This window comes from Corynebacterium limaceinasi, from assembly GCF_046717465.1.
Lineage (GTDB): Bacteria > Actinomycetota > Actinomycetes > Mycobacteriales > Mycobacteriaceae > Corynebacterium.
In genome coordinates, this window is sequence record NZ_CP177100.1 from 2098915 (window position 1) to 2116996 (window position 18082).

At 61.2% G+C, this 18082-nt stretch carries 14 protein-coding genes; 2 read left to right on the forward strand and 12 right to left on the reverse strand.

Going from position 1 to position 18082, the window contains the following annotated elements:
- Positions 1–62: 62 nt before the first annotated feature.
- The 3 genes from purL to purS are packed head-to-tail and all read right to left on the reverse strand — an operon-like array spanning position 63 to position 3312.
- Positions 63–2372, reverse strand: a complete 2310-nt coding sequence (gene purL / locus ACLI1Q_RS10225; RefSeq protein WP_411696982.1) for a phosphoribosylformylglycinamidine synthase subunit PurL — start codon at positions 2370–2372, stop codon at positions 63–65.
- A 13-nt stretch (positions 2373–2385) separates the two neighbouring features.
- Positions 2386–3069 carry a phosphoribosylformylglycinamidine synthase subunit PurQ gene (gene purQ / locus ACLI1Q_RS10230; RefSeq protein ID WP_239268368.1) on the reverse strand — a complete coding sequence of 228 codons (684 nt, stop codon included), beginning with the start codon at positions 3067–3069 and terminating at the stop codon, positions 2386–2388.
- Entirely contained in the window at positions 3070–3312 is a 243-nt protein-coding gene (purS, locus tag ACLI1Q_RS10235; protein ID WP_005279580.1) for a phosphoribosylformylglycinamidine synthase subunit PurS, read from the reverse strand.
- A 279-nt stretch (positions 3313–3591) separates the two neighbouring features.
- Between purS and ACLI1Q_RS10240 the strand changes: the two genes are divergently transcribed.
- The gene (locus tag ACLI1Q_RS10240; protein WP_239275377.1) at positions 3592–6324 is read left to right on the forward strand and encodes an ExeM/NucH family extracellular endonuclease; all 2733 of its coding nucleotides are present in this window, start codon (positions 3592–3594) and stop codon (positions 6322–6324) included.
- Positions 6325–6330: 6 nt separating this feature from the next.
- Here the strand turns inward: ACLI1Q_RS10240 and ACLI1Q_RS10245 are convergent, their stop codons facing one another.
- The 6 genes from ACLI1Q_RS10245 to purD all read right to left on the reverse strand — a co-directional run bounded on the left by ACLI1Q_RS10245 (position 6331) and on the right by purD (position 13289).
- A complete protein-coding gene (locus ACLI1Q_RS10245) occupies positions 6331–6564 on the reverse strand; it encodes a helix-turn-helix domain-containing protein (protein WP_023023861.1) in 234 nt (77 codons plus the stop codon).
- A gap of 27 nt (positions 6565–6591) precedes the next feature.
- The gene (locus ACLI1Q_RS10250) at positions 6592–7275 is read right to left on the reverse strand and encodes a DUF2334 domain-containing protein (protein WP_023023862.1); all 684 of its coding nucleotides are present in this window, start codon (positions 7273–7275) and stop codon (positions 6592–6594) included.
- 89 nt (positions 7276–7364) lie between these two features.
- Positions 7365–9488: a S9 family peptidase gene (locus ACLI1Q_RS10255; RefSeq protein WP_239268371.1), complete on the reverse strand. Its 2124-nt coding sequence runs from the start codon at positions 9486–9488 to the stop codon at positions 7365–7367.
- Positions 9489–9594: 106 nt separating this feature from the next.
- Positions 9595–10488, reverse strand: coding sequence for a phosphoribosylaminoimidazolesuccinocarboxamide synthase (locus ACLI1Q_RS10260; RefSeq protein WP_198010514.1), 894 nt, complete (start codon positions 10486–10488; stop codon positions 9595–9597).
- 53 nt (positions 10489–10541) lie between these two features.
- A complete protein-coding gene (gene purB, locus ACLI1Q_RS10265; protein ID WP_198010518.1) occupies positions 10542–11981 on the reverse strand; it encodes an adenylosuccinate lyase in 1440 nt (479 codons plus the stop codon).
- 33 nt (positions 11982–12014) lie between these two features.
- Entirely contained in the window at positions 12015–13289 is a 1275-nt protein-coding gene (gene purD, locus ACLI1Q_RS10270) for a phosphoribosylamine--glycine ligase (RefSeq protein ID WP_239268373.1), read from the reverse strand.
- Between the two features lie 34 nt (positions 13290–13323).
- Here purD and ACLI1Q_RS10275 point away from each other — a divergent pair, with 34 nt between their 5' ends.
- Positions 13324–13752 (forward strand): HIT family protein, encoded by a 429-nt coding sequence (locus ACLI1Q_RS10275; RefSeq protein WP_023023872.1) that lies wholly within the window; start codon positions 13324–13326, stop codon positions 13750–13752.
- Here the strand turns inward: ACLI1Q_RS10275 and ACLI1Q_RS10280 are convergent.
- The 3 genes from ACLI1Q_RS10280 to ACLI1Q_RS10290 all read right to left on the reverse strand — a co-directional run bounded on the left by ACLI1Q_RS10280 (position 13749) and on the right by ACLI1Q_RS10290 (position 17958).
- On the reverse strand, positions 13749–15278 hold the full coding sequence (locus tag ACLI1Q_RS10280) for a sensor histidine kinase (RefSeq protein ID WP_023023874.1): 1530 nt from the start codon (positions 15276–15278) through the stop codon (positions 13749–13751). The two genes, ACLI1Q_RS10275 and ACLI1Q_RS10280, sit on opposite strands and share 4 nt — an antisense overlap.
- Positions 15279–15292: 14 nt before the next feature.
- Complete coding sequence (locus ACLI1Q_RS10285) at positions 15293–15997, reverse strand: response regulator transcription factor (RefSeq protein WP_005279568.1); 705 nt, start codon at positions 15995–15997, stop codon at positions 15293–15295.
- Positions 15998–16212: 215 nt separating this feature from the next.
- Entirely contained in the window at positions 16213–17958 is a 1746-nt protein-coding gene (locus ACLI1Q_RS10290; protein WP_023029543.1) for a pyruvate dehydrogenase, read from the reverse strand.
- Positions 17959–18082 lie beyond the last annotated feature (124 nt).

Consider the following 18082-nt stretch of genomic DNA (forward strand, 5'->3'; position numbering starts at 1 on the left):
GTCTAAATGCTCCTCAAGCCCGGCCAAAGCCGGGCTTGAGCTAAGCGGTGACAGGGGCTGGCTTACTCCACAACGGAGTTGGCACCCACGGCGTGACCGAAGAGGTCAGGCAAGGTGGCAGACCATGCCTCAACCAGCTGGGAGATGGCCACGGATTCGCCGCCCAGGGTAAGGGCACCGGTTTCGGTGGTCTCGCCCACGATGGCCGCGGGGATGCCGAACTCTGCCGCACGGGCGAGCACCTTATCGGCGCGGTCAGCGGTGGTGGCCACGAGCGCGCGGGAAGCGGACTCGGAGAAGGCCGCGGTGAAGGCGTCCTCGTGCACGGCGGTGAGATCGAGGTCGAGGCCGAGGCCGGCGGCATCGGCAAGCGCACCGGCGCGCTTGGCCATCTCAAAGGCGGCGACGGCTAGGCCGCCTTCAGAGACATCGTGTGCGGCGGTAAGCAGATCGTTGCCGTGGAAGAAGCCCGCGAGGCGCTTCTCATTGGCCATGTCCACCTGCGGCGGCAGGCCATTGAGGTTGTCCTTGTCGGCGCCCTCGGCGCTCACCAGCTGCCAGATGGAACCGCCGAACTCATCCTTGGTCTCGCCCAAGGCGATGAGGACTTCCTTCTCATTGACGGTGCCCAGGTTATTGCCAATGGCCTCGTGCACATCGTCGATAACGCCGAGCACGCCCACGACCGGGGTGGGCAGGATGGGCTCAGAGCCGGTCTGGTTGTAGAAGGAGACGTTGCCGCCGGAGACGGGGATGGACAGTTCCACGGCGGCATCGGCAAGCCCATGCACGGATTCGCGGAATTGCCACATCACGTCCGGGTTCTCCGGCGAACCGTAGTTTAGACAGTTGGTAATCGCGACGGGCTTGGCGCCGGTGACCGCGACGTTGCGGTAGGCCTCCGCCAGGGCCAGGCGCGCGCCCATGTTCGGGTCCAGCTTGGTGTAGCGGCCAGAAGCATCGGCGGAAACGGCGACGCCGCGGCCGGTCTCCTCATCGATGCGCAGCACGCCCGCGTCCGCGTGATGGGACTGGACGGTATTGCCGCGCACGTAGCGGTCGTACTGATTCATGATGAAATCGCGCGAGCACAGCGAAGGCGAAGAGACGAGCTTCTGCAGGGATTCCACCAGGCCGCGCTTGTCCGTGCCCTGGTATTTCTGCAGCTCATCCTGCCACTCGGGGCGGGCGTAAGGGCGCTCGTAGACGGGCGCTTCATCCGCGATGGTGCCAGCCGGCGCATCGACCACGACCTCGCCCTGGTGGCGGATGACCAGGTGGTCACCCTCAGTAACCTCACCGATTTCGGCGCAGGTGACCTCCCAATGCTCACAGATTTCGCGGAACTTCTCCGCGTTCTCCGGTGCCACGACGGCGCACATGCGCTCCTGGGACTCGGAGGCGAGGATTTCCGCGGCGGTCATGTTTTCCGCGCGCAGCGGCACGGCATCGAGGTTGACCTCCATGCCGCCATCGCCGGACGCGGCCAGCTCAGAGGTGGCGCACGCCAGGCCGGCGCCGCCCAAGTCCTGGATGCCCACCACAACACCGGCGTGGTAGAGGTCCAGGCAGCATTCGATAAGCACCTTTTCCGCGAAGGGGTCGCCCACCTGCACGGCAGGAAGCTTGCGCTCCGCGCCGTCTTCAAAGGTATCGGAGGCCAGTACGGATACGCCGCCGATGCCATCCAGGCCGGTGCGGGAACCGAAGAGCATGACCTTATTGCCAGTGCCGGAGGCGAAGGCGAGCTTGAGGTCATCGACCTTGAGCGTGCCCACACACAGGGCATTGACCAGCGGGTTTCCCGCATAAGTTTCATCAAAGACGGTTTCGCCACCAATATTGGGCAGACCCAAGGAGTTGCCGTAGCCGCCCACGCCGGAGACGACGCCGGGCAACACGCGCTTGGTATCGGGGGCATCGGCAGGCCCAAAGCGCAGCTGATCCATCACGGCAATCGGGCGCGCACCCATGGCCATGATGTCGCGGACGATGCCGCCCACGCCGGTGGCCGCGCCTTGGTAGGGCTCCACGTAGGAGGGGTGGTTGTGCGATTCCACGCGGAAGGTCACCGCATTGCCATCGCCGATGTCCACCACGCCGGCGTTTTCACCAATGCCGGCGAGGATCTTCTCCCCCATCTCCTCCGTCATGGTCTCACCAAAGTAGCGCAGGTGCGTCTTGGAAGACTTATAGGAGCAGTGCTCGGACCACATCACGGAGTACATGGTAAGCTCCGCGTCGGTGGGGCGCCGGCCCAGAATATCGTGGATGCGCTGGTATTCGTCATCCTTCAGGCCGAGCTCAACGTACGGCTGCTGCTCATCCGGGGTGGACTGCGCCTTGTCTACGGTGTCATTAGAAACGGTCATGTAGGTGGCCTCCTTAAACCGCCGGCGCTTCCGCGACGGCCTTGATGGCGGATACGAATAGTCCCAATCCGTCGGTGGATGGGCCGGTCAGCGGGTCAATGGCGTGCTCGGGGTGCGGCATGAGGCCCACAATCCGGCCGGTCTCATCGCTTACCCCAGCAATGCCATTGATGGAGCCGTTGTAATTATCGGTATAGCGGAAGACCACGCGGCCTTCGCCCTCGATGCGGGCGATATCGTCATCGCCTGCTTGGAAGCGGCCCTCACCGTGCTTGGCGGGCACCAAAATCTTTTGGCCCTTTTCAAACTCGCTGGTCCAGGCCGTGGTGGAGTGCTCCACCTCCAGGTAAGTATCGGTGCAATGAAAATGCAGGCCCTTATTCCGAGTCAATGCGCCCGGTAAGAGGCCTGCTTCAGTCAAGATTTGGAAACCATTGCAAATGCCGAGCACCGGCATTCCCGCCTTGGCGCGGTCGATGACGCTGCGCATGACGGGGGCGAGCGCCGAAATAGCGCCCGAGCGCAGGTAGTCACCATAGGAAAAACCGCCCGGCACGACTACCGCGTCCACGCCGCGCAGATCAGCATCTGCGTGCCAGAGGTTAATGACCTCGGCGCCGGCGGTGCGGGCCGCGCGGGCGGCATCCACATCATCCAGGGTGCCGGGGAAGGTGATTACTCCGATTTTTGCGGTCACTTACTTGACCTCCAGCTGCGTAACCTCGTAGTCCTCGATGACGGTATTAGCCAGCAGCGTTTCTGCCACCTTATCCAGTTCCTCTGCGGTAACGGAATCATCTACCTCGAGTTCGAAGCGCTTTCCTTGGCGCACATCGCTGACACCGGATACTCCGATGCGACCCAATGCGCGGACGACAGCTTGGCCCTGCGGATCCAGAATTTCCGCCTTGGGCATGACATTGACAACTACACGAGCCATGAAATTTTTGCCTTACTGTATGGGGCTTAGGTCTGCCCGATTCAGTGTAGTCATACCCCCGCCCAATCCCTAGATATACCCCCACTGCAGGGTTTTCACCCCGGTAATGCAAACTCCGCGTAAATTACGACCAACAGGAAAACGAATTTTGCGCGGCACCCAGGTTTCACCGCCTGCTCGCACACACCCCACCGATTGCGACCCTGGGTACACCGATTGTTCAGCGAGTAAAAATAAAAGGCGTCCATGACAACTTTCTCTATGATTAAGGTGACTTCTATGGCTCTTCGCCGCCTTGGCAGGGTAGCCCTCGCTGCCAGTTTCTCCACCCTCTCCCTATCCGTCGCGGTGCCTACCGCCTTGGCCGCCCCGGATAATTCCACCGCGGTCATCTCTGAGGTCTACGGCGGTGGCGGAAATAAGGGTGCGAGCTTTTCCAATGATTTCATCGAGCTTTATAACCCCACCGATGCTGCAATCGATCTCACCGGCTGGTCCGTGGAGTACTTCGCCTCCAACGGCAGTAGCGGCGGCAAGATAACCCTGTCTGGCACCATTGCTCCCCACGGTTACTACCTGGTGCAGGGTGCGGCCGGCAATGGTCAGGCCCAGGCTCTTCCCACCCCGGATGCGCAAGGCAAGGTCAATATGTCCGGCACGAAAGGCTCGGTGCAGCTTGCCGATGCCACCGGCAACACCATTGACCTCGTAGGTTACGGCGCCGCCTCCAAGTCTGAAGGAGCTCCCACGGGCTCGCTGTCTAATGACACCTCTGCTTTCCGCAACGCGGCGGGCGCCGATACCGATGACAACTCCGCAGACTTCACCATCGGTGCACCGTCTCCTACCAACTCTGGCAACGAGTCCCCGGCCCCGCAGCCGGGTGGCTCCGATAATTCCGCAGGTTCTGAGAATCTTCCCGCGCCCGAAGGCATAACCCCGATTGCGGAAATCCAAGGCCCCGGCGATACCTCCCCGCTCGAGGGCCAAAACGTTGCTACCCAGGGCGTTGTCACCGGCGTGTGGAGCGAGGGCGGGCTCAACGGCTTTACCATCCAGACCGGCGGCACCGGCAAAGAAGCCACCGATGCCTCCCAGGCGCTATTTGTCCACATGGGTAAAAAGGGCGCCGATAAATACCCCAGCATCGGTGATTCCGTAGAGGTCACCGGCCAGGTTTCCGAGTATTACGGCGCCACCCAGGTCAGCGCTTCTTCCCTCAAGCAGCTCGATACCGCGCTGGAGGAGGTCACCCCGCTCGCCGTGGATGAGCTGCCCCAGGGCGACAGCGCCCGCGAGTCCTTTGAGCACATGCTCATCCAGCCCGGCACGCACACCGTGACCAATAACTACTCGCTCAACCAATACGGCGAGGTCGGCCTCGCCCCGGGCGATGAGGCCTTCCGCCAGCCTTCCGATGTCCACTCCCCTTCCACCGACCCCAATTCCGATCTGCAAAAACTGGCCAAGGACAACGCGGAAAAGCTCGTTACCTTAGATGATGGCCGCACCCGCGATTATTTAAGGACCGATAAGGACACCCCACTGCCCTATATCGCCCAAGATGGCGGCAAGACCATCAAGTCCCTGCGCACCACCGATACCGTGGAATTCCAGCACCCAGTCATCGTGGGCTACTCCCACGATCAGTGGCGCTTCCAGCCCACCGAGCCGGTCACAGGTGAGTCCGCTAGCGCCGATCTCCCCATCTCCTGGGAAGAATCCCGCGATGCGGAGCTGCACGCCGTTGATGACGTCAAGGGCGAATACACCATCGGCGCCTTCAACGTGCTGAATTACTTCACCTCCCTGGGCGAGGAATTCGGCGGCAGCGCCTATACCGACCGCGAAGGAAATAAGGTCACCGTCAACCGCGGCAAGACCCGCGGCGCCTATACCGAATCCGCCTTAAAGGACCAAGAGCGCAAGATCGTCGCCGCCATCAATGGCCTCGATGCCGATGTCATCGGCCTTTCCGAAATCGAAGATGGCTACGCCGTCACCGGGGACTTTAACCAGCGCGATAAGGCACTGAAACGCCTGACCGAAAAACTCAACGAGGCCGCGGGCTCCGAGAAGTGGGCCTTCGTGCCCTCCCCGTCCAAGGAACAGGTCCCTGAGCACCCCGATGTCATCCGCACTGCGTTCATTTATCACAAGGACGTGGTCAAGCCCGTGGGCGAATCCCGCATCTTCCAGGATCCGCGCTTTTCCGGCACCGCCCGCGAGCCGCTGGCCCAGGAATTCCAGCCGCTCAATAGCGATGACGAGTCCTTCGTCGCCGTGGCCAACCACTTCAAGTCCAAGGGCTCGGTGGCCAAGGGCGATGAGGATTCCGGCGATGGCCAGGGCAATAACCCCAACGTCCGCAATGCCCAAGCCCAGGCCGTGCTCGATGCCCTGCACAAGCAGGACGATTGGAAAGATAAGCCGCTTTTCGCCCTGGGTGATTTCAATACCTACACCCATGAAACCGCGCTCGATGTCTTCCGCAATGATGGCTTTACCGTGCCTGCCGAAAAGTACGGCGCCGATACCTCCTACCAGTTCGGCGGCCTGCTCGGCACCTTGGACCACGTCCTAGCCAATGAGGTTGCTTCGGGCGCGCTTGACGATGCCCAAGTGTGGAACATCAACGCCGACGAGCCCGTCGCCTTTGAGTACTCCCGCCGCAACTACAACGCCGTAGATTTCTACGACGATTCCCCCTTCCGTGCCTCTGACCACGACCCCGTCAAGGTCGGCTTCACGCTCGGCGAGGATGAATCCACCGACGACGGCGATCAGGGCAACGATGCCAACCAGGACGACAACACCGATGGCCCAGGCTTCGGGTTCGGCTCTAGCTCCTGGGGCACCGGCGCCATTATCGGCTTTGCCATCCTGGCCGGCCTGCTCGCTATCCCCGGCTTCATGGCGGCCACCGGCAACCTGCAGAAGATCATCCCCGCTGGTATCTGGGGCATGCTCCCCCAGCAGGCGAAGGACTTCATCAACGGCCTGAGCAAGTAGGAGCGCCTACTCGTATAAGCCCATCTCGTCAGAAAGCACCGCGAGCTCGTCTGCAGCAGCACGCTGCTCAAGGTCTCTCTGGCGTTTATAGCCCTGCACGCTGGAGGCATACAGATGCCGGTGGGCGTATTCTGTATGTCCCTCCAGGGCTCCTTCGTCCATGAGCTCGATGACTCGCGGCCGAGAGACATTCAGAAGGTCTGCCGCCTGTTGCGTTGTTAGTTCATCTGTTCGTTTCATGTGATCTACTATGAGGCCTCCACCGGACTAACGCGGCAGGTAAATGCTGTAATCAGCGGGAGTAGCGCCCGCGTCGAGGGCGCGGCGGGCTGCCTTTACAAAGTCCTTGATGACCTTGCGGTCATCTAGGTTGCGGGCGGAGACGGAAAGACGCACGGTATTGCCACGCTCGGCGGAGCGCTCGGCCGCGCGGATGATGTTTTTACGCCACCACTTGGCGGAACCGAAGCCCTCACCAAAAGAAAGGTTGCGGGCTTGGTGGAATTTGCCGGTGGGCACCTCCAGGATGCCGCGGGTAGAAGCCGCCGCCTCAAAGGGGAATTTGGGCAGGACCTGCAACGTTCCGGGAGACATGCGCCAGCGCGGGGGCGCGAAGATGGTGGGTTCGAAACCAATCTGCGCCATCTGCCGGGTGGCACCGGCTAGGCGCAACTTCGCCTCGTGCGAATTAAGGTTGGCAAACTCCGCGCGGCGGCCTTGGACTGCCTGGTCAAAACCATTGAGGATAAGCGGACGGCCCGCGGCCGCCTGATCCTTCAGCCACTGTTGAGTGTCCTTGTCCTTGGCCAGGTGCCAATTGCCATCAATATGCGGGGCGATGAGCAGGGAGACGGGAATTTCCTCCCGGTCCAGAACCGACAGGAAGCTTGTAGCCTGCTTCCGAGTGTCCTCAAAAATACTGGAGATAGAAACCAGAAGGTGGCTAGTCATAGCTCAAATTATCGCACAGTACCGCCAGATCCGCGCGCTGGCCAGAACGCAGGCCAGGGTGCCGGCCAGCGCGTGACTGTGCTGCGCGGTTACTCCGTAAGTCCGGTGGCCTTATTGATGGTCCAGGCGTATTCGAAGGCGTTTTGGCGCCACTTATCGTAGCGGCCGGATACGCCACCATGCCCGGCGGCCATTTCCGTCTTGAGCAGGAACTCGCCGCCGGTGGCGGTAGCGCGCAGCTGCGCAATCCACTTCGCCGGTTCCACATACAACACGCGGGTATCATTCAGCGAGGTGATAGCCAAGATGTCCGGATAGTCCTTGGCCTCAACATTCTCGTAGGGAGAGTAGGACTTCATGTAGTCGTAGTATTCCGGATCGTGGTACGGATCGCCCCACTCTTCCCACTCGGGAACGGTAAGGGGAAGCTCTGGCATGAGCATCGAGGTCAGCGGGTCCACGAAGGGGACCACGGCTTGGATAGCGGTAAAGCGGTCAGGTGCCATATTCGCCACGGCGCCCATGAGCATGCCCCCGGCGGATCCACCTTCGGCCACCATTTGGTCCGGGGTGGTCACGCGGCGCTCGATGAGGTCATCAGCCACAGCGATGAAATCGGTGAAGGTGTTTTTCTTCTGCAGCATCTTGCCGTCGTCGTACCACTGACGGCCCATCTCGCCGCCGCCGCGCACGTGGGCAACCGCATAAATCATGCCGCGGTCCATGAGCGATAGCCGGGTCGCGGAGAAGTACGGGTCCATGCTGGCCTCGTAGGAGCCGTAGCCATACAGCAGCGTCGGATTGGGTTTGGTGCGGTCCAAGTCAGAACGGTGCACCACGGAGACTGGGATCTTGGTGCCATCGCTGGCGGTCGACCAGATGCGGTAGGCCACGTAATCATCCGGAACATAGCCGCCGGGGACTTCCTGTTCCTTTAGCAGCGTGTACTCGCCGGTATCCACGCGGTAATCAAAAAGCTGCGCGGGCTGGATATAGGACACGTAGTTCACGCGGACTACCGGCGCGTCCCATTCCGGGTTACCGTCCACGGCGACGGTAAAGAGTTCCTCGTTGAAGTTGAGTTCTTCGAATTCCCCGAAGTCATCGCCAACGCGCATGATGGCGGCGCGGCCGATGCCACCGCGGCGGTAGCCCACCACCATGTGGTCGCGGTAGGTGTCCACGCCCTCGATTCGGGTGGTGTCATCGTGTGCCAAAAGCTCCGGCAGTTCGCGCAGGGCGGGAAGATCCTCATCGACCTTGGCATAGCCCACCGCGAAGTTCGGGCCGGTGGCATTGTGGGTGACAATCCAGTAGTCTTCGCCGCCCACCACGGCATGGTCTACGTCGTAGTCAACGCCGGTCTCGCGCGTCCACAGCGGGCGGAATTCGCCTTCTGGGTTGTCCGTATCTAGCACCCAGGCTTCCGAGGTAATCTTCGAACCCACCCCAATGAAGAGGTATTTATCGGAGCGGGCACTGCCGATGCCCACGTTAAAGTGCTCATCCTCCTCATGGAAGACGCGCACATCCGCGGATTGCTCGGTGCCTACCTTATGGCGCCACACCGCATCCGGGCGCCAGGCATCATCCACCGTGGAGTAAAAGATATAGCCGTCGCCTGCCCAGGTAGCGCCGTAGAAAATGCCGGTGAGGTGATCGTCCAGCAGCTCTCCGGTATCGAGGTCCTTAATGGACAGTTCAAAGCGCTCATCGCCAGCGAAGTCCACGGAATAGGCCAAGTAGCGGCCGGAATCTGAGATGGAGGCCGCACCAAGGGCGAAGAAGTCCTTTCCCTCTGCCAGGGCATTGGCGTCCAGGATAATTTCTTCGTCTTCTGGGCTTCCTTCTTCCGGAATCACCGGTGCGGTCCAGGGATCGCTGCCTTCTTCTACCGGGATGCGGCAGGAATAGCCGTAGTTCTTGCCCTCCTCGGAGCGGCCGTAGTACCAGTACTTACCGCGGCGGGCTGGCACGGACATATCGGTTTGTTTAATGCGGGATTTAATCTCTTGGAAGATATTCTCCGTCATCGCATCCAAGTGCCCGGTATGCGCCGCCGTGTAATCGTTTTCGGCATTGAGGTAATCCAGGGTTTCCTGCGATTGCTTATCGCGTAGCCACTCGTAATTATCCACGAATTCGCGGCCGTGAAATTCGCGCTTTACGGGGTGGACTGGGGCTACCGGTGCGGTCGTCTTTTCATCACTCATGCCCTACCACTGTACGCGTCACCGGCGGTTCCCCAGCGGCGTGCAACAGCCGCGGGCAACCAGCTAACACGCGGTTGCCCTATCCGGCCTAGACCGGCCTGGGCGGCTAGGAACGCGGCGCAAGGAAGTCCGCGAAGCGCTCACCCGATAGCTTTTCGTAGGCCTCGATATAGCGCAGGCGGGTGGCGGAAACGACGTCATCGGGAAGCGCGGGCGGGGTGGTCTCAGAGGACTTATCCCAGCCGGAGGCATCAGAAGTCAGCCAATCGCGCACGTACTGCTTATCAAAGGAGGGCTGGACCTCGCCTTCCACGTAGGAATCTGCGGGCCAGTAGCGGGAGGAATCGGGGGTGAGGACTTCATCGGCAAGCACGAGCGTGCCATCCGCATCGAGGCCGAACTCGAATTTGGTATCGGCCAAGATAATTCCCTTCTCCTCCGCCAATTGGGCGGCCTTGGCATAAATACGCAAGGTGGCCGCGCGCAGTTCCTCGGAGCGCTCGCGGCCGAGCTTATCTGCCACGTGTTCGAAAGAGACGTTCTCATCGTGATCGCCCTGCTCAGCCTTGGTGGCCGGAGTGAAAATGGGCTCGGGCAAGCGGGAGGCCTCCACCAAGCCGGCGGGCAGCTCGATGCCGCACACGGTGCCGTCAGCCTGGTATTCCTTCAAGCCGGAACCGGTAAGGAAACCGCGCGCCACGCACTCAAAGGGCAACATGTCTAGCTTCTTGACCACCATGGCGCGACCCAAGCATTCTTCCGGAATGCGCTCATCATCAAGCGGTCCCGCGAGGTGGTTGGGAAAGTCAATGGCATCAAAGAAGAACTTCGAGGTGGCCGTGAGAACCCGGCCCTTGTCCGGGATGGCCGGTTCCAAGGCAAAGTCGTAGGCGGAGATGCGGTCAGAGACCACCATCAGCAGGGTAGTGTCATCCACATCGTAAATATCGCGGACTTTACCGGAGGCTACATGGGTATAAGAAGAAAGCTCAGGACGCATGGTCTTCATCATAACGCGCGGGCGTGCGCGGGAACGTAAGCCCGCGCACAGCGCTAAAGGATTTCGCCCGGAGTATAAGCGGCGGCCTTCGGGTGCTCGCCCACGAGGGCCTTGATGCGGTTCAAGACCTGGGAGACTTGGGATTCGGCGGCGCCGATGAAGGCGTGCTTATCCTCGAGGACCCTTTCGAGCTCAGCCTCGTCCATGGGCAGGCGGTCGTCCGCTGCAAGGCGCTGGACCAAGTCCTGGTTGCCGCCGTTTTCGCGCATGTTCAGGGCCACGGCCACGGCGTTTTCCTTGATAACCTCGTGGGCGGTCTCGCGGCCCACCCCGGCGCGCACCGCCGCCATGAGGATGCGGGTGGTGGCGAGGAAGGGCAGGTAGCGCTCCAGCTCGCGGTCGATCATGGCGGGGAAGGCTCCGAATTCATCGAGCACGGTAAGGAAGGTTTCGAATTGGCCGTCGATGGCAAAGAAGGCATCGGGAAGCGCCACGCGTCGCACCACCGAGCAGGAGACATCGCCCTCGTTCCACTGGCTGCCGGCGAGGTCTGCGGCCATGGTGAGGTAGCCACGCAGGATGACCTGCAGGCCGGTCACGCGCTCGCAGGAGCGGGCGTTCATCTTATGCGGCATGGCGGACGAGCCCACCTGGCCTTCCTTGAAGCCCTCGGTGACGGTCTCGTTGCCAGCCATCAGGCGGATGGTGGTGGCAAGCGATGCCGGGGCGGTGCCCAGGGAGACGAGGCAGGAGATGGCATCGAAATCCAGCGAACGCGGGTACACCTGGCCCACGGAGTTGAAGATGCGGCGGAAGCCTAGGTAATCCGCAATATTGGTCTCTAGGGAGGCGAGCTTATCCTCGGAACCGCCCATGAGATCCAGCATGTCCTGCGAGGTACCCATGGGGCCCTTGATGCCGCGCAGCGGGTAGTGCGACAGCAGGTCTTCCACGCGCTCGATGGCCAGCAGCATTTCATCGCCGGCGGTGGCAAAGCGCTTGCCCAGCGTGGTGGCCTGCGCGGCCACGTTGTGCGAGCGCCCGGCCATGACCAGGGATTGGTACTCGGCGGCGTGGCGGCCGATGCGCGAGACCACGGCGATGGCCTTATCCCGGATGATTTCCAGCGAGGTGTGGATCTGCAGCTGCTCCACGTTCTCGGTGAGATCGCGGCTGGTCATGCCCTTGTGGATGTGCTCGTAGCCGGCCAACGCATTGAATTCTTCGATGCGGGCCTTCACATCGTGGCGGGTGACGCGCTCGCGCTCAGCAATGGATTCGAGGTTTACGTCCTCGATAACGGCTTCATACGCGCTAATGGCCTTGGCGGGGATGTCCACGCCCAGGTTCTTCTGGGCGTGCATCACGGCGATCCATAGCTTGCGCTCGAGGATGATTTTATGCTCCGCGCTCCAAATATTGGCAAGCTCCGCAGAAGCATAACGGGAGGACAGGACGTTGGGGATATTCTTCTTCTCAGCCACGTGGCTTATTATTCCATGCCTGCCCTCCCCCGTGGCTACTTGCTAGATAGAAATTTCACCGGCTGCCGCACGCTTGCCGATGTCCCCACGGACAAACCCTCCCGCAAATTCAATGCCCTGGACGGTGGCGTAGGCATTCTCGCGCGCGGCATCTAGCGTGTCGCCCTTGCCCAGCACGTTGAGCACGCGGCCACCATTGCTTTGGAATACCCCATTGGAGCGTTTCGTGCCGGCGTGCAGCACGCGCTCTGGATCCTCGAGGCCCTCGCCCGTGATGGCATCGCCGTTGCGGGGCGAGGCTGGGTAGCCCTCTGCCGCCATGACCACGGTGATGGCAAAGCCGTCTTCCCACTGCAGCGGCGCAAGTTCTGCCAGGGTGCCGGTGGCGGTGGCGTTGAGCGCTTGCGCCAGCGGGGACTGTAGGAGCGAGAGCACCGCTTGGGTTTCTGGGTCACCAAAGCGACAGTTAAATTCCACCACCGCTGGGCCCTCGTCGCCCCAAGCTAGCCCGGCATAGAGCAGGCCGGAATAGGGGGTGCCGCGGCGCACCATTTCCTTGGCAACCGGGGTACATACCTCGTCGACGATGCGCTGCACGTCGTCCTTGCCCAGCCACGGCAGCGGTGTGTACGCGCCCATGCCGCCGGTATTGGGGCCCTCGTCATTATCGTAGGCGCGCTTGTGGTCCTGAGCGGGCAAGAGCGGCACGACGGTCTCGCCATCGACAAGGCAAAATAGCGATACCTCAGGCCCGTCCAGGAAAGATTCCAAGAGCACCGGATTGCCGGCGCCTAAGACCGCATCTACATGCGCGCGGGCGGCGGCGCGCTCGCCGGTGACTACCACGCCCTTGCCGCCTGCCAGCCCATCATCTTTGACCACGAACTGCGGGCCAAAATTATCCAGCGCGGCCTCAATATCGGTATCGCTAGCGCCTGGGCGCAGCTGCTCCGCGCGGGCCGTCTTGACCCCAGCGGCTTCCATGACTTCCTTGGCAAAGGCCTTGGAGCCTTCAATTTGGGCCGCGTCCTTATTCGGCCCAAAGACGGCGATGCCTGCTGCGCGCAGCGCATCCGCCACGCCTGCGACCAACGGCACCTCAGGGCCGATGACCACGAGCTCAGCATTGATCTCACGAGCCAGTTCCACCATGCGTTCTGGATCATCTACCTGGGAGTATTCCGGGTGCAGGGTAGCCAGCGGTTCCATGGCCGCGCTGCCGGGCGCGACGTGGATCTCCGTAGCCTGTGGATCAGCGTGCAGTCCTTTCACGAGGGCGTGTTCACGGCCGCCCGAACCAATTACGAGAATGCGCATGCCCACCATCATAGCTGGGGGTAGCCTGGCAGCTATGGCTTCTGTATTTAGCAAAATCATCACTGGTGACCTACCCGCCCGCTTTGTCTACCGCGATAAGACCTGCGTGGCATTTCTCTCCATCGAGCCGCTGCGCTACGGCCACACCCTGGTCGTGCCCGTAGAGGAAGTGGATAAGTGGACCGACCTGGATCCGCAGACCTGGGCGCACCTGAACGAGGTGGCCCTGGAAATCGGTGAGGCCATCAAGAACGCGTACGACACCCCGCGCACCGGTTACGTCATCGCCGGCTTCGATGTGCCGCACACCCACATCCACCTCTTCCCCACCGAGAAGATGGAAGAGTACGACTTTTCCAAGGCCTATGCCGCCGAGGACACCGACGATGCCGCCATGGATGAGGCGGCCGCGCGCATCCGCCAGCACCTAGGCACCAACGAGGATGGCTACCGCGAGGACTAATCCTCTGGTTCCTCCAGCGCGGGCAGGCGCACCGTAAAGGTGGTGCCCTGGCCCAGCTTGGAGTCCACGCTGATGCTGCCGCCGTGCTGTTCCACCAAGGAATGCACGATGGCAAGGCCCAAACCGGATCCGCCGGTATCGCGCGTGCGCGAGGAATCCGCGCGGTAGAAGCGCTCGAAGATGTGGGCGGCGTCCTCGGACGACATTCCCTTGCCGTCATCGATGACATCCACGAGGATGTCCTTGTTGTCGCGGCGCAACTGCAGGGTGACCGTGGCATCCTCGCCGCCGTGGCGCAGCCCATTGGTAATCAAGTTGAGCAGAACTTGGTGGAGGCGGTCTGCATCGCCATTGACCACGGGGATGGACTGCGCATTATTGACCACCTTGACCTCGCGCTCGGGGAAGGCAGCGCGCGCGGACGATCCCACCGAAAGGGAAAGCTCCAGAAGGTCCACCGGCCGCAGGTCTAGACGCGTTCCTTCCGCGCGGGTAAGCGCAAGCAGATCCTCTACCAGCAACGACATGCGCTTGGATTCCTTATCGATCTTGGAAAAGACCAGATCGACATCGTTTGTCGCCCCAGAGCGGTAGAGCTCCGTGTAACCGCGCAGGCTGGTCAGCGGGGTGCGCAGTTCGTGGGAGGCATCGCCGACAAAGCGGCGCATCTGTTCCTCTTTTTCCTGCGCCGTAACGACCGAGCGCTGCAGGTGGCCCAGCATGATATTGAGCGCGGCGGCCAATTGGCCAACCTCCGTATGCAGCGGCCATTCAGGCACGCGCTTGTCCAAATCACCGGCCGCGATTTCCGATGCCGTCGATTCCACCACCCGCAGCGGCCGCAACGCCCTGCGGATGAACCAGAAGCCCACGCCGGCCATGGCTGCCAAGGCAATCGCTGCAATGGATACCTGCACCATGGCAAGGCCATGCAGGATCTCCTTTTCATGGGTCATGTCCTTGGCAATGACGGTGATAACGCCATTGGAATCCGCAAAGGCCAGCGCGCGCCACTTGGTGTTATTTTCAATCGAGCCCACCGTCGTGGGGTACCCGCCCAAGGGAACGCCCTCCACGTCCGGGGTGGTGGACGTGGGACCGGAATAGCGAATCGTGCCATCCGGAAGGTAATTGAGCACCACGTATTCCGTGGGCGGGCGCTTGGTGTGATCACCTAAAAAGAAGTCATTGCCCACATCGCGTGCCCAGGAAGACGACGCTGAGCGCAGTTCGCTATCGACGTTGTTATACAGCACGTTGCGCATGATCGAGTTCACGGCAAAGGACGAACCCGTCAACCCGAGGCCGGAGATGACCACGAGGAGAACCACAAGCCAGGTGCGCAGGGGCATCGCCTGCGGAATCTGCTTGATGTAGTCGCGCTTGGAGCGCTTCTTTTTCTTTCCCTGCCCCTGCTGTGGCAGCTGATCCAGCTGCTCATGCCACTTCTTTGGCGGCTGCTGCGGCTGCTGGGGCTGGGACTGCGCGGTCCTGCCCGCAGCGGGGTTCTCCTGTGAATCTGCCATTATAAAACGTCAGTTTAGGACCGCGGGGTGCGCAGCACATAGCCAACGCCGCGCACGGTGTGGATAAGCTGCGTATCGCCGGTATCGATCTTGCGGCGCAGGTAAGAAATATAGGATTCCACGACGTTGCCATCGCCGCCGAAGTCATAGTGCCAGACGTTGTCCAGGATCTTGGACTTGGAGAGCACCACTTCCTTGTTTTGCATGAGGTAGCGCAGGAGGTTGAATTCCGTGGGAGAAAGCTCGATGAGCTCGCCGCCCTTGGTGACCTCGTGGGTATCGTCATTCAAGGTCAGATCGGCATAGCTCATGGTGGCGTCATTAGAAGACTCCTCGGCGGCACCGCCGCGGCGCATGATCACGCGCAGGCGGGTGATGACCTCTTCGAGGCTAAAGGGTTTGGTGACGTAATCATCTGCGCCGATGGTCAGGCCGTGAATGCGCTGATCCACGCCGTCCTTGGCGGTCAGGTACAGCACTGGGCCATCCAGGCCTTCCTGGCGCAGCTTGCCCAAGAGCTCAAAGCCGTCCATACCTGGCATCATGACGTCCAAAATGTAGGCATCCGGGTTAACCTCGCGGGCCACGCGCAGGGCCTCATTGCCCGAGTTGGCGCTGTAGACCTCAAAATTTTGGAACTTCAACGATACCGTCAAAAGCTCCACGATATTCGGCTCGTCATCAACGACGAGGACTTTGGCAAGTTTATTGTCTTCCATGCGTCCTGTAGCTCCTATTACTTCCTGTCATCTGCACACCTGCGTGCGTGCAAGCTTCACTAAACCATCATGGCAAACCCAGTTTCTAGCCTACTGATAAGTTTCTGACTGAAACCTGTGAAAGCAAAAAGTCACGCTTCCCCTTCCCAACCGTGGAACGGAATCCGCGGTAAGAAAAAGGAAGCGTGGCTAGCGCGCTATTTGGCAGTTATAGCTTAGAAGTCCTGCGGGCGTGGGATATTGCGCAGGTTGGACTTGGCCATGGACAGCATGGAGCCCACGCCGCCGCCGAAGACGGTGCGGGTAGCGGCCTTGGAGAAGCCCAGGAGCTGGTCGAAGGTCAGCGTCGGTGGCAGGGACAGGGCGTTGGGGTCGGTGACGACATCGATAAGCGCAGGGCCGTTATAAGCCAAGGCCTTCTTGATCTGCTTCGGAGCCTGCTTCGGATCCTCGATGCGGAAGGTCTTGATGCCGGCGGCTTCTGCGATCTTGGAAAAGTCCACGGACTCGTGGTCGGTCTCGTGCTCCGGGATGCCGCCCACCAGCATCTCCAGCTTGACCATGCCCAGCGAGGAGTTATTGAATACGAACATCTTGACCGGCAGCTGGTGCAGCTTGACCGTCAGCAGCTCGCCCATGAGCATTGAAAGCCCGCCGTCGCCAGAGAAAGTAATGACCTGGCGGCCAGGATTAGCCTGCTGCGCGCCGATGGCCTGCGGTAGGGCGTTTGCCATGGTGCCGTGGCGGAAGGAACCGATCTGCTCGCGCTTGCCATTCGGGGTGATGTAGCGCGCGCCCCAGACGTTGCACATGCCCGTATCGACGGTGAAGATGGCGTCATCGTCGGCCTCTTGGTCAATGAGATCCGCGATGTACTCAGGGTGGATCGGGGTGTGCTTTTCCACGTTGGAGGTATAGGCTTCCACGACGTGCTCCAGCTTGTCGTAGTGCTTCTTCAGCATCTTATCCAAGAAGGAGCGGTCCTTCTTCTCCTCCACGTGCGGCAGGATGTTCTCGATGGTGGCGGCAACGTCGCCGGTCACGGGGTAGGAGATCTTCGTGCGGCGGCCGATGTGGGAGCCGTTGATATCGACCTGCGCCACGTTGCCCTTAGGCAGGAAGTCGTTATACGGGAAGTCCGTGCCCAAGAGGATCAGCAGGTCCGCCTCGTGGGTGGCCTCGTGCGCGGCGCCGTAGCCGAGCAATCCAGACATGCCCACGTCAAACGGGTTATCGTACTGGATGTACATCTTGCCGCCGAGCGCGTGGCCAATGGGGGCCTTGACCTTTTCTGCCAGCTGCAGCACCTGCTCGCGGGCATTTTTCGCGCCGGCACCCACGAAGAACGCGACGGACTCGGCCTCATTGATGGCCTGGGTCAGCGCTGCGGCCTCGGCCGGGTCCGGGTAGACCACGGGGCGGCCGGTGGAGATCTTGGATTCTACGAAGGTGTCATCGTCCACCTCTTCGGTAGAAACGTCGCCAGGGATAACCAGCACGGAGACGCCATTGCCGGCCATGGTGGACTGGATGGCGTGGTGGAGTACTACCCCGCCCTGGTCGCCGGACATGACCATTTCGCAGTAGCCGGAGCACTCCTGGAAGATCTGCTCCGGGTGGGTTTCCTGGAAGAAGTGGGAGCCAATCTGGCGGGAAGGAATGTGCGATGCCAGGGCCAGCACCTTGGCGCCATTGCGGTTGGCGTCATAAAGGCCCTGGATGAGGTGGGTATTGCCCGGGCCACAGGAGGCCGCGCAAACGGCCAGCTTGCCGGTGGTCAGCGAGTCCGCCTCGGCGGCAAAGGCCGCTGCTTCCTCATTGCGCACGTGGATCCACTCGATGGAGGAGCGGCGCACCGCGTCCACGATCGGGTTGAGGGAGTCTCCCACGAGGCCATAAATGTGCTCGACGCCCTGCTTTTCTAGCGTCTCAACAAGTTGTTCTGCGTAATTGCGTGCCATTAAACATCATCCTTAACTCTTTAACTGTTCTAGTACCACTGTGCTACTAAACGTGCAGGAAAGTCCAGCAATTCCTGCATACTCACACCACCGGCCTATCTGTGAGGAAGGCAATACTAATCTG